Here is an 11,305-nt window from a genome sequence, read left to right on the forward strand (position 1 = left end):
GCGGCCGCAGCCCCGTGATCGGCGGCGGGGGCATGACCCTGGTGGTCGTGGTCGACGGCGTGGCCGTGATGGTCCTGGGCCGCCCCGTGGTCGTCGTGGGACGGCGTCGCATGGCCATGATCGTCATGGGACGCCGCGGCGTGGCCGTGATCGTCATGGGTCGGCGCGTGGGCGTCGTGAGCTGCGCCATGGGCATGGTCGTCGTGGGCAGGCGCGGCGTGACCGTGCTCTTCATGACCGGGGGCGGCATGATGCCCGTGATCGTCGTGGGGAGGCGTGGCGTGACCGTGGTCGTCGTGACCGTGGTCGTCGTGGCCGTGGTCGTCGTGGCCGGCGGCGGCGTGGCCGTGGTCCTCGTGCCCGGTCGCGGCGTGGCCGTGGTCGGCGGGCTGCGGCGCAGCGGCGGCCCCGTGCGCATCATGCGCCGGATCGTGGCCGTGCTCGTCGTGCGGCTTGTGCTCGTCGCTCATGATGACCTGTCCCCCATGCCGCTGCGCGCGGTCTTCAGCCGCGAAACGGGTATAACGTGATTAAGCCATCGGCAAGGCTTCGATCACCACGAAGGCGAGCGCGTACGGGTGCTCGTCGCTGAGGGTCAGGTGGATGCGCGGCGCGTGGCCCGGCGGCAGCAGGCGGGCCAGGTGGTCGGCGGCGTGGCCGGTCAGGGCCAGGGTCGGCTGGCCGGAGGGCAGGTTCACCACCCCCATGTCGCGCCAGTAGACGTCCGACCGCATGCCGGTGCCCAGCGCCTTGGCGCAGGCCTCCTTGGCGGCGAAGCGCTTGGCGTAGCTCCACGCCGGGTCGGGCTTGCGGTCCGACCGCGCCTGCTCGAGGTCGGTGAAGCAGCGGCGCCGGAAGCGGTCGCCGAAGCGGTCCAGCGAGCGCTGGATGCGGCGGATGTCGGTCAGATCCGCGCCGACGCCGAGGATCACGGAAGGTCCGCCGCCGCGGCGTCCATGGCTGCGCGCATCCGGTGGATGGCGGCGGCCAGGCCGACGAACACCGCCTCGCCGATCAGGAAGTGGCCGATGTTGAGCTCGCGCAGCTCGGGGATGGCCATCATCTCGGCGGCGGTCGTGTAGTCGAGCCCGTGCCCGGCGTGGACCTCCATGCCGAGACCGACGGCGCGGGTGGCGGCGGCCTGCAGGCGCTCGAACTCGACCAGCCGGTCGTCGCCGGACAGGTGACAGTAGCGGCCGGTGTGGAACTCGACCACCTGGGCGCCGACGGCGGCGGCGGCGTCGACCTGGTCGGGCGAGGGCTCGATGAACAGGGAGACGCGGACGCCCGCCTCCGAGAGGGCGCGGACGACCGGCGCGACGCGCGCCTCGTGGCCGGCGACGGCGAGGCCGCCCTCGGTCGTCACCTCCTCGCGCCGCTCCGGCACGAGGCAGGCGGCGTGGGGGCGATGTCGCAGGGCGATGGCCAGCATCTCGTCGGTGACGGCCATCTCGAGGTTCAGCGGCCGGCCAGCCTCGGCGCAGAGGTCGCTGAGGGCGGCGATGTCGGAGTCGGTGATGTGCCGCCGGTCCTCGCGCAGGTGGGCGGTGATCCCGTCGGCCCCGGCGGCCAGCGCCTCGCGGGCGGCGCGCACGGGGTCGGGATGGCTGCCGCCGCGGGCGTTCCGGACGGTGGCGACGTGATCAATGTTGACGCCGAGGCGGACGGGGCTGGTCATCGGATCGCAGGCGCAACGGCTGGGTGAAGAGTGCTAGTGAGCAAGGGGTGAGCAGGAGCGTGTCGCCAGGCGCCGCATCGGCCCACTGCTTCGCTTACTAGCACCTTTCATCTCCCGGCCGCGCCCTATTTCGCCAGCCGGCGGCTGCCGGGGTCCTCGACCGGCAGGGCGGCCAGCTCGGGCGGCAGGGCGTCAGCGGGCCAGGCGGGCACATCGAGGGTGGCGAGGGCGACCAGCGGCACGCCCACGTCGGCGCGCCCGCCGGAGCGGTCGACGATGCAGGCGGCGGCGACGACCTCGCCTCCGGCGGCGCGGATCGCCTCGATGCACTCGCGGGAGCTGAGGCCGGTGGTGACGATGTCCTCGACCATCACCACCCGCTGGCCCGGCTCGACATGGAAGCCGCGCCGCAACCGGAAGGCCCCGCCTTCGCGCTCGACGTACATCGACGGAACGCCGAGCCAGCGGGCGGTCTCGTACCCGGGGATGATGCCGCCCACGGCCGGCGAGATGGCCACGTCCACCGGCCCGACGGCGGCGACGATCTTCTCCGCCAGCGCCTTGCACAGCCGGGCGCAGCGGTCGGCGTGCATGAACACGAGGTTCTTCTGCAGGAAGACCGGGCTGTGCAGGCCCGAGGAAAGCACGAAGTGGCCTTCGCGCAGGGCGCCCGCGGCGCGGAATTCGTCGAGGACGTCTTCGGAGGTCAGGGGGGAGCTCATGCCCCTCCCCTACCCCGTCACGCCCTCGCTTTGAAGCGCCGGCTGGTGCGGATCCTCGGCGCTGCGGGCGCCGGGCCGGAGGCCGCGGGCCAGCAGCTCGCGCCAGATCCCCTCGGCGTCCTCGGCGAAGCCGATCAGGTCGAGGTCCTCGGGGGCGATCATGCCGTGCTCGACGAGGGTGTCGAAGCCGACCGCGGCGCGCCAGTACGCCTCGTCGACGAGGACGATCGGCGTGTCGCGGACCTTGCCGGTCTGGCGCAGGGTGACGATCTCGAACAGCTCGTCGAAGGTGCCGAAGCCGCCGGGGAAGACCACCAGGGCGTTGGCGCGCATGGCGAGGTGCATCTTGCGCATGGCGAAGTAGTGGAAGCGGAACGTCAGCTCCGGCGTCGACCAGGGATTCGGCTCCTGCTCGTGCGGCAGGGTGATGTTGAAACCGATGGAGGGGGCCCCGACGTCGTGCGCCCCGCGATTGGCTGCGCCCATCACGCCGGGGCCGCCGCCGGTGGCGATGACGTTGTCGCGCGGCTGCCCGGGGCCGGCGTGCAGGGCCCCGCCCCGCTCGGACGCCAGCCGGCCGAAGGCGCGGGCCTGTTGATACCAGCGGGCGTGGCCGTTGCCGCCGTTCTCGACCACCCGGGCGCTGCCGAACACCACGATGGTGGAGCGGACGCCCCAGGCGCGCAGGGCCTCCTCGGCCTTGGCGTACTCCATCAGGAAGCGGACCCCGCGCATGGAGTCGCCAAGCAGGAAGTCCTGGTCCAGCGCCGGCAGGCGGTAGGAGGGCGAGGCCAGCTGGGCCGCGTTGTCCGGGACGGCGTCCTCGCTCACCCGCGGGCCCGCTCGACGGTGTCGACGGAGGGGTTGGCGCGGAGCGCGGCCATGATGGTCGTGGCGTGACGGGCGTCCTCGACCTCGACGTCGATGTCCACGTCGAAGAAGTCCTGCTGGCGGTGGCTCATCACCAGGTTGAGGATGTTGCCGCCGGCCTCGCCGATGATGGTGGCGACCTGGCCGAGCACGCCGGGGGCGTTCTTGATGGTCGCGCGCAGGCGGGCGGCGGCGACGGCCCCGCGCTCGGCCTGGGCCGTCCACTGCAGGTCCTGCCAGACCGAATCGTCGTCGGCGAAATCGGCCAGCCGCTGGCAGTCGATGGTGTGCACTGTCAGGCCGACGTCCGGCTCGAGAATGCCGACGATGCGGTCGCCCGGGACCGGCGAGCAGCAGTGACCGAAGTGGATGCTGACCCCGGGGGTCAGGCCGCCGCCGCGGACGAAGAGCCGCGCCTGCTCGTCGCCGATGCGCTTGCGGTCGGGGCCGGCCTTGAGCCGCCCCTTGAGGCTGGGGAACAGGGTCTCGCCGACCTTGCTGGCGGACAGGCGACCGCGGCCGATGGCCTCGAACAGCTCGTCCTCCGAGGCGATGGCGAGAGTCTCGAGCGCCGGCTTGAGCGACACCTCGGCCAGCGCCTTTCCGGCCCGGGCCAGGGTCTGGTCGAGGGTGGCGCGGCCCAGCTTCTGGAACTCCTCGCGCTCGGAGCTGCGGATGTGGCGGCGGATGGCCGAGCGGGCGCGGCCGGTGACCGTGAGGGAGCGCCAGTCGGAGGGGATCTCGCGCTTGGCGCCGCGGATGATCTCGACGACGTCGCCGTTCTGCAGTTGGGTGCGCATCGGCTTGAGCTCGCCGTTGATCTTCACCCCCACGGCCGAGTCGCCCACCTCGGTGTGCACGGCGTAGGCGAAGTCCAGCGGCATCCCGCCGCGCGGCAGGGTGATCAGCGCCCCCTTCGGGGTGAAGACGAACACCTGGTCGAGGTACATCTCGAGCTTGGCGTGTTCGACCCAGTCCTCGCCGCCCTCGCCGTGCTCGATCACCTGGACGAGGTGGCGCAGGTTCTGCAGCGGGTCGCGGCCGCCCTGGGCGGCCATGGCCTCGCGGTCGAAGCCGTAGGCGTGGTTCTTGTACGCCCAGTGGGCCGCGACCCCGTCCTCGGCGACGCGGTCCATCGCCTCGGTGCGGATCTGCATCTCGATGCGCAGGCCCGAAGGCCCGACGACCGTGGTGTGCAGCGAGCGGTAGTTGTTCGACTTGGGCGTCGAGATGAAGTCCTTGAACCGCTCGGGCACGACCGGCCAGGCCCGGTGGATGACCCCGAGGGCGCGGTAGCAGTCGTCCTCGGCCTCGACGATGACCCGGAAGCCGTAGATGTCGGACAGGGAGGAGAAGCCGACGGACTTGCGCTGCAGCTTGCGCCAGATCGAGTACGGCGTCTTCTCGCGGCCCAGCACCCGGGCCTTGACCCCCGCCTCCTGCAGCACCCGCTCGACCTCGCGCGAGACGCCCTCGATGGCGCGGCCGTGCTCGAGCTTGAGGGCCTCGAGCCGACGCTCGATGGCGGTGCGGGCGGTCGGGTTGAGGTGCTCGAAGGCGAGCTCCTCGAGCTCGGAGGCGATCGAGTGGATGCCGATCGAGCGGCCGAGCGGGGCGTAGACCTCGAGCGTCTCGCGGGAGATGCGTTCCCGCTTCTCCGGCTTCACGTAGCGCAGGGTGCGCATGTTGTGCAGGCGGTCCGCCAGCTTGACCAGCAGCACCCGCACGTCGCGCGAGATGGCGAGGATGAATTTGCGCAGGTTCTCGGCCTGGCGCGTGTGCTCGGCCTGCAGCTCCAGCCGCGACAGCTTGGTGACGCCCTCGACGAGGTCGGCGATCTCCTCCCCGAACATGCCGGCGATGTCGTCGCGGGTGGCCGAGGTGTCCTCGACCACGTCGTGCAGCAGGGCGGTGACGATGGTGGCGGTGTCGAGCCGGTAGTCGGTGAGGATGCCGGCGACCTGGATCGGATGGGCGAAATAGGGATCGCCCGAGGCGCGCAGCTGCGAGCCGTGCATCTTCATCGCATAGACGTAGGCGCGGTTGAGCAGCCCCTCGTCGGCGGTGGGATCGTAGGCCCGGACCGCCTCGACCAGTTCGAACTGGCGCAGCACCTTGCTGCGGCCGGAATGGTCCGCGGCCGAGGCCGGCGGCGCGGCGCCGTCCGGCTCGTTCAGATTGGCAGCTTCAGGGGTCGGCGCGGGCGATCGCGCCGGCAGGATGGTGATACCGCTGGCGGGGTCCGCCGTCAGTACCGCTCCTCCTGCCCGCCGTCGCGATCGCTCTGCAGCGCGCGGATCAGCTCGGCCTCGGCCATGTTCATGTGCTGCGGCTCGGCCAGCAGGGCGACGGTCTCGGCCTCGTCCTCGGCCTCGGTGCGCTCGTCGACGCGCTGCAGGGTGGTGATGATGTTCTCCTGCAGTTCGGCGGGGACGACGGTGTCCTCGGCCAGTTCACGCAGGGCCACGACCGGGTTCTTGTCGTTGTCGCGGTCGAGCGTCAGCGGCGCGCCGTTGGCGATGTTGCGCGCGCGGTGACCGGCCAGCAGAACCAGACCGAAACGGTTCGGCACCTTCTCGATGCAGTCTTCGACAGTGACGCGGGCCATGAATATCCTCGGACGCGGGGGGAGAACCCGTCAAAATAGAGATGTGACGGCGATTGTGCAACGCCGCATGGGCGGGAATGAGGCGGCGGTTCAGTTCGGGAGCGGATGCGCGTCGCGCCCGACCGGGGCGCTCCGCGCCAGATCGGCGGCCGTCCGGTCGAGGGCGGGATGCCGCCACGCCGGAGCGATCTCCGCCAGCGGTCCCATCACGAACAGGCGCTCGGCCGCGCGCGGGTGGGGCAGGATCAGGCCGTCGAGATCCCCCGCGAGCCGTCCGCAGGCGACGAGGTCGAGGTCGAGGGTGCGCGGCGCATTGGCCCGCGCGCGCTCGCGGCCGAAGGCCTCCTCGATGCGCCCCAGCGCCGCCATGAGGGCGTGGGGCTCGTGTTCGGTGCGCACCAGGACGACGCCGTTCAGGAAGGGCGGATCGTCGGGGTCGGGCCAGGCCGCCGAGCGCCACCAGGCGGAGCGGGCGACGATGTCGATCCCTTCGGCCCGGAACCGCGCCAGCGCAGCCTCGAGCGCTTCCCGGCAATCGGCCCACGGCCCCTTGTCATTGCAGCCGAGGGCGACGATGACGGCGGCCTCCAGGTCGAGACCGCCGTCCGCATCGGAGGGCGGGACCGGATCGGATCTTGCGGAGTCGCTGCTCATGACGCCTGTTCCCGGCGAACGCGTCGCCCTCTTCATCGACGGCGCGAACCTCTACTCGGCGGCGCGCGCGCTGAACGCCGACCTCGACTTCCGCAAGCTCCTCAACCTGTATCGCGAGAGCGGCGTCCTGGTGCGGGCGTATTACTACACCGCCGTGGTCGAGGGCGAGGAGTTCTCGCCGCTGAAGCCGCTGGTCGACTGGCTGGACTACAACGGCTTCTCGGTCGTGACCAAGCCGGTGAAGCGGTTCACCGACAGCGAGGGCCGGTCGCGGACCAAGGGCAACATGGACATCGAGATCGCCGTGGACATGCTGGAGCTGGCCCCGCGGCTGGACCACGCGGTGCTGTTCTCGGGCGACGGCGACTTCCGGCGGCTGGTCCAGGCGGTGCAGGCGAAGGGGGTGCGGGTGACGGTCGTCTCGACGATGAAGTGCCAGCCGCCCCAGATCGCCGACGAGCTGCGCCGGCAGGCCGACGCCTTCGTGGACCTGAACGACCTGCTGCCGGAGATCGGCCGCCCCCGCGCCGGCGGCGCCTGAGCTCAGACGTCGCCGGCCGCCGGCAGGGTGTCCGGAAACAGGCGACGGCCCAGCCACAGGGCCGCCGAGACGAGCAGGATCAGCACCGGCACCTCGACCAGCGGCCCGATGACGGTCGCGAAGGCCACCGGCGAGGCGAGGCCGAAGGCGGCGATGGCCACGGCGATGGCCAGTTCGAAGTTGTTCGACGCGGCGGTGAAGGCCAGGGCGGTGGTGCGCGGATAGTCGACCTCGATCAGCCGCCCCATCAGGAAGCTGACCGTGAACATGACGAGGAAGTAGATGGCCAGCGGGAGGGCGATGCGCAGGGCGTCGAACGGCAGGGCCAGCACCTCCCCGCCCTTCAGGCTGAACATGGCGACGATGGTGAACAGCAGGGCGATCAGGGTCAGGGGCGCGATCCGGTCCAGCACGCGCCGGCGATAGCCCTCCTCGCCCAGCCGCGGGATCAGGATGCGGCGGGTCAGGAAGCCGGCGAGGAACGGCAGGCCGAGGTAGACCAGCACCGCGCCGGCGATGGTCCAGAACGACACCTGCACCACGCTGCCCTCGAGGCCGAACAGCGGCGGCAGCACGCTGAGGAACAGCCAGGCGTAGAGGCTGAAGAAGGCGATCTGGAAGAGCGAGTTGAAGGCGACCAGCCCGGCCACGTACTGGCCGTCGCCGCGGGCCAGCTGGTTCCACACCAGCACCATGGCGATGCAGCGCGCCAGACCGATCAGGATCACCCCGGTCATGTAGGCCGGCTCGTCGCGCAGGAAGATGATCGCCAGGGCGAACATCAGCACCGGGCCGAGCACCCAGTTCTGGAACAGCGAGAGCGCCAGCACCCGCCGGTCGGCGAACACCCGCGGCAGCTCCTCGTAACGCACCCGGGCCAGCGGCGGATACATCATCAGGATCAGGCCGATGGCGATCGGCACATTGGTGGAGCCCACCGACAGCCGGTCCAGGCCTTCCGGCAGGCCGGGGAACAGGGCCCCGAGCGCCACGCCCAGCGCCATGGCGGCGAAGATCCACAGCGTCAGCCAGCGATCGAGGAAGGACAGGCGCCGCGGCGCGGCGGCGCTCACCGGCCGGCCCCCGGGCCGGGCGAGACGACCTCCCCGTCCTCCTTGACGAAGGGCGTGGCGAGCGGCTCCGGCAAGAGGTCCAGCACCGCCTCGGACGGGCGGCAGAGGCGAACCCCCAGCGGCGAGACGACAACCGGGCGGTTCATCAGCACCGGATGGGCGACGATGGCGTCGAGCAGCTGGTCCTCGGTCAGGCCCGGATCAGCCAGCCCCAGCTCCGCGTACGGCGTGCCCTTCTCGCGCAGCAGCGGACGCACCCCCGTCCCCATCCGCTCGACCAGCGCCGCGAGCATCGGCCGCGACGGCGGGGTCTTCAGGTACTCGATCACGTGGGGCTCGATCCCGGCGTGGCGGATCAGGGCGAGGACGTTGCGCGACGTCCCGCAGGCGGGGTTGTGATAGATGACGATGTCCATCGGTCAGCTCCGGGCGGCGGCCAGGGCGGAGGTCAGGGGACCGCACAGCGCGGCGCGGCCCTGACAGCAGTCGTTCAGCAGGAAGCCCACCAGTTCGCCCAGGCGGTCGAGCCCGGCCCGGTAGACGATGGAGCGCCCGTGGCGCTCCGAGGAGATCAGTCCGGCGCGGCTCAGAACGCCGAGATGGGCCGAGAGGGTGTTGGCGGGCACCGCCAGCAGATCGGCGAGCGCCCCTGCCGCCAGGCCCTCCGGCGCGGCCTGGACCAGCAGGCGGAGAGCCTGCAGCCGGGTGGGCTGGGCGAGGGCCGCGAAGGCGGCGATGGCGTCGTCCGATTCCATCCTTCCACGATAATGGAAATGTGCCGCCGGGCAAGCGCCCCGGGCCGGAATCACGCTAGCGGGCCGGGAGATGACGCCCTTTCCGCCCGAAGCCCCGCGCGACTGCCCCCTGTGTCCGCGGCTGGTCGACTACCGGCACGAGAACGCCCGCCGGAACCCGGACTGGTGGAACGGCGCCGCGCCCTCGTTCGGCGATCCGCAGGCGCGCCTGCTGGTGGCGGGACTGGCGCCGGGCCGGACCGGGGCCAACCGGACAGGCCGGCCGTTCACCGGCGACCACGCCGGCTGGCTGCTCTACGAGACCCTGCACCGGACCGGCTTCGCGCGCGGCGGCTACGATCCCGACGGGAAGGACGCCCTGGAGCTGGTCGACTGCATGATCACCAACGCCGTGCGCTGCGCCCCGCCGGGCAACAAGCCCCTGCCGGTCGAGGAGGCGACCTGCCGCCCGTTCCTGCAGGCCCGGCTGGCGGCCCTGCCCCGGCTGAAGGTGATCGTCACCCTCGGCGACGTGTCGCGGCGCAACGTGCTGAAGGCGCTGGGCCGACCGGCCTCGGCCATGGCGGCGGGCCACGGCTCGGAGGGCGAGGCCGGCGGCTATGTGCTGCTGAACAGCTATCACTGCTCGCGGCTGAACACGAACACCGGCCGGCTCACGGCGGAGATGTTCGAGGCGGTGTTCCGGCGGGCCCGCGCGCTGATCGAGGCCTGACAAGGCGGTCGGCCGGACCGGGTGTTGCGCCCGCGTCACGCGAATCACGCAGCGTCCGATGCGCCGTCCGCGGCAGGAACGGCGTCCGGGAGGATGCGTTGACCGGACAGCTTTGGAGGGCTGTCATGCACAGGGGCGAAGGGGTGTTCACCTCACGCGAGCGAAAGGCCGCGCTCTGGGCGCTGGTCGGCGCCGCGCTGATCGCGGCGAGCGGGGTTCTGGTTCAGCAGTACAGCCGGCCGTCGGTCGGCGGACTGAACGGCGATGTGTCGGCGCCGCCGCCCGGCGTGCTGCAGGCGCAGCCGCTGCAGGGCTGAAGCGCGGTCAGCCGCGCTCCTTGAGCAGGCGGGCCTTGTCCCGCTGCCAGTCGCGCTCGGCGGTCGCCTCGCGCTTGTCGTGCACCTTCTTGCCCTTGGCGAGGGCGATCTCGAGCTTCGCCTTTCCCGCCTCGTTCAGATAGAGGCGCACCGGGATGATGGTCCGCCCCTCGCGCTGGACGGCGCCGATCATGCGGTCGATCTGGCGGCGGTGCAGCAGCAGCTTCCGGTGGCGACGCGGCTCATGGTTGAAGCGGTTGGCCTGCTTGTAGGGCGGGATGTCGGAGTTGATCAGCACCAGCTCGCGGCCCTCGGGCGCGACATAGGACTCGGCGATATTGGCGCGGCCGTCGCGCAGCGCCTTGATCTCGGTGCCGAGCAGCTGGATGCCGGCCTCGGTGAAGTCCTCGAGGAAGTAGTCGAAGCGCGCGCGCCGGTTCTCGGCGATCACCTTCGTCTTCGGCTTTTCCGACGCCATCAGCCCAGGCCCGCCGCGGCCATGGCCCGGTCGATGGCCGGCTTGACCGCGTCCGCCGTCGGGACCAGCGGCAGCCGCACCTCCTCGGTGCACAGACCCAGCCGCGACAGGGCGTACTTGGCCGGCGACGGCGAGCTGTCGAGGAACAGGCCCTTGTGCAGGCCGATCAGGCGGTCCTGCCAGTCGCGGGCCGCGGCGTAGTCGCCCGCGGCGGCCGCCTCGTGCAGGGCGACCATGGCCTCGGGGGCGACGTTGGAGGTCACCGAGATCACCCCGACGCCCCCCTGGGCGTGGTAGCCGAGATAGCTGGGATCGTCGCCGGAGATCAGGTCGAACTGCTGGCTCTGGATGTGGGCGCGCATCCAGCTGACCCGCGACAGGTCGCCGGTGGCGTCCTTGATCCCGACGATGTTGGGATGGGCGGCCAGGGCGGCGACGGTCTCATTGGCGAGGTCGACGCCGGTGCGGCCCGGCACGTTGTACAGCAGGACGGGCAGCTGGACGGCGTCGGCGACGGCGCGGAAATGCGCCTCCAGCCCGGCCTGCGAGGGCCGGTTGTAGTAGGGCGTCACCACCAGGGCTCCGTCGGCCCCGACGGTCTTGGCGTGGCGGACCAGGTCGATGGCCTTGTCGGTCGCCGAGGCGCCCGCGCCGGCGATGACGCGGACCCGCCCGGCGGCCACCTCGACGCACAGCTCGACCACCCGACGGTGCTCGTCGGGGTGCAGGGTGGCGCTCTCGCCCGTGGTGCCCATCGGCACGAGGCCGTGAACCCCGGCGGCGATCTGGCGTTCGACCAGCGCCCGGAAGGCGGCCTCGTCCACCTTTCCGTCACGAAGTGGTGTGATCAGGGCGGTGATCACGCCCTTGAACAAGGGGGCGGTCATGGGAACGATG

At 71.7% G+C, this 11,305-nt stretch carries 16 protein-coding genes; 4 read left to right on the forward strand and 12 right to left on the reverse strand.

Features of this window, described 5'->3' with window-relative positions; translation table 11 throughout:
- Positions 1 to 32 precede the first annotated feature (32 nt).
- The gene (locus tag H2038_RS01105; RefSeq protein WP_292108609.1) at positions 33 to 530 is read left to right on the forward strand and encodes a hypothetical protein; all 498 of its coding nucleotides are present in this window, start codon (positions 33 to 35) and stop codon (positions 528 to 530) included.
- Here the strand turns inward: H2038_RS01105 and acpS are convergent, their stop codons facing one another.
- The 7 genes from acpS to folK form a co-directional block, all read right to left on the reverse strand.
- Positions 531 to 932, reverse strand: coding sequence for a holo-ACP synthase (gene acpS, locus H2038_RS01110; protein WP_292108610.1), 402 nt, complete (start codon positions 930 to 932; stop codon positions 531 to 533).
- Positions 929 to 1,678: a pyridoxine 5'-phosphate synthase gene (locus H2038_RS01115; RefSeq protein WP_292108611.1), complete on the reverse strand. Its 750-nt coding sequence runs from the start codon at positions 1,676 to 1,678 to the stop codon at positions 929 to 931. The genes acpS and H2038_RS01115 overlap by 4 nt, the downstream gene beginning before the upstream one ends.
- Before the next feature lie 125 nt (positions 1,679 to 1,803).
- On the reverse strand, positions 1,804 to 2,388 hold the full coding sequence (pyrE, locus tag H2038_RS01120) for an orotate phosphoribosyltransferase (RefSeq protein WP_292108747.1): 585 nt from the start codon (positions 2,386 to 2,388) through the stop codon (positions 1,804 to 1,806).
- A 21-nt stretch (positions 2,389 to 2,409) separates the two neighbouring features.
- The gene (locus H2038_RS01125) at positions 2,410 to 3,231 is read right to left on the reverse strand and encodes a TIGR00730 family Rossman fold protein (protein ID WP_292108612.1); all 822 of its coding nucleotides are present in this window, start codon (positions 3,229 to 3,231) and stop codon (positions 2,410 to 2,412) included.
- Positions 3,228 to 5,384 carry a bifunctional (p)ppGpp synthetase/guanosine-3',5'-bis(diphosphate) 3'-pyrophosphohydrolase gene (locus H2038_RS01130; RefSeq protein ID WP_292108613.1) on the reverse strand — a complete coding sequence of 719 codons (2,157 nt, stop codon included), beginning with the start codon at positions 5,382 to 5,384 and terminating at the stop codon, positions 3,228 to 3,230. The genes H2038_RS01125 and H2038_RS01130 overlap by 4 nt, the downstream gene beginning before the upstream one ends.
- 134 nt (positions 5,385 to 5,518) lie before the next feature.
- Positions 5,519 to 5,878 (reverse strand): DNA-directed RNA polymerase subunit omega, encoded by a 360-nt coding sequence (gene rpoZ / locus H2038_RS01135; protein WP_292108614.1) that lies wholly within the window; start codon positions 5,876 to 5,878, stop codon positions 5,519 to 5,521.
- A gap of 90 nt (positions 5,879 to 5,968) precedes the next feature.
- Entirely contained in the window at positions 5,969 to 6,532 is a 564-nt protein-coding gene (gene folK, locus H2038_RS01140) for a 2-amino-4-hydroxy-6-hydroxymethyldihydropteridine diphosphokinase (RefSeq protein ID WP_292108615.1), read from the reverse strand.
- Between folK and H2038_RS01145 the strand changes: the two genes are divergently transcribed.
- Positions 6,531 to 7,073 (forward strand): NYN domain-containing protein, encoded by a 543-nt coding sequence (locus H2038_RS01145; protein ID WP_292108616.1) that lies wholly within the window; start codon positions 6,531 to 6,533, stop codon positions 7,071 to 7,073. The genes folK and H2038_RS01145 overlap by 2 nt on opposite strands.
- A 2-nt stretch (positions 7,074 to 7,075) precedes the next feature.
- Here the strand turns inward: H2038_RS01145 and arsB are convergent, their stop codons facing one another.
- From arsB to H2038_RS01160, 3 genes are read right to left on the reverse strand one after another with little or no spacing between them, the layout of a single operon-like run.
- A complete protein-coding gene (arsB, locus tag H2038_RS01150) occupies positions 7,076 to 8,146 on the reverse strand; it encodes an ACR3 family arsenite efflux transporter (RefSeq protein WP_292108617.1) in 1,071 nt (356 codons plus the stop codon).
- Complete coding sequence (gene arsC / locus H2038_RS01155) at positions 8,143 to 8,562, reverse strand: arsenate reductase (glutaredoxin) (RefSeq protein ID WP_292108618.1); 420 nt, start codon at positions 8,560 to 8,562, stop codon at positions 8,143 to 8,145. The genes arsB and arsC overlap by 4 nt, the downstream gene beginning before the upstream one ends.
- 3 nt (positions 8,563 to 8,565) lie before the next feature.
- The gene (locus H2038_RS01160; protein ID WP_292108619.1) at positions 8,566 to 8,901 is read right to left on the reverse strand and encodes a helix-turn-helix transcriptional regulator; all 336 of its coding nucleotides are present in this window, start codon (positions 8,899 to 8,901) and stop codon (positions 8,566 to 8,568) included.
- Between the two features lie 70 nt (positions 8,902 to 8,971).
- Between H2038_RS01160 and H2038_RS01165 the strand changes: the two genes are divergently transcribed.
- Positions 8,972 to 9,613 carry a uracil-DNA glycosylase gene (locus H2038_RS01165; protein WP_292108620.1) on the forward strand — a complete coding sequence of 214 codons (642 nt, stop codon included), beginning with the start codon at positions 8,972 to 8,974 and terminating at the stop codon, positions 9,611 to 9,613.
- A gap of 125 nt (positions 9,614 to 9,738) precedes the next feature.
- Complete coding sequence (locus tag H2038_RS01170; RefSeq protein ID WP_292108621.1) at positions 9,739 to 9,930, forward strand: hypothetical protein; 192 nt, start codon at positions 9,739 to 9,741, stop codon at positions 9,928 to 9,930.
- A gap of 7 nt (positions 9,931 to 9,937) precedes the next feature.
- On the opposite strand, the gene smpB is transcribed toward H2038_RS01170, so the two are convergent.
- Both smpB and dapA read right to left on the reverse strand, forming a co-directional pair.
- Entirely contained in the window at positions 9,938 to 10,408 is a 471-nt protein-coding gene (gene smpB / locus H2038_RS01175) for an SsrA-binding protein SmpB (RefSeq protein WP_292108622.1), read from the reverse strand.
- On the reverse strand, positions 10,408 to 11,295 hold the full coding sequence (dapA, locus tag H2038_RS01180) for a 4-hydroxy-tetrahydrodipicolinate synthase (protein ID WP_292108623.1): 888 nt from the start codon (positions 11,293 to 11,295) through the stop codon (positions 10,408 to 10,410). The genes smpB and dapA overlap by 1 nt, the downstream gene beginning before the upstream one ends.
- Positions 11,296 to 11,305: the final 10 nt, after the last annotated feature.

Source organism: Brevundimonas sp., from assembly GCF_013912005.1.
In the GTDB taxonomy this organism is placed as follows: Bacteria; Pseudomonadota; Alphaproteobacteria; order Caulobacterales; family Caulobacteraceae; genus Brevundimonas.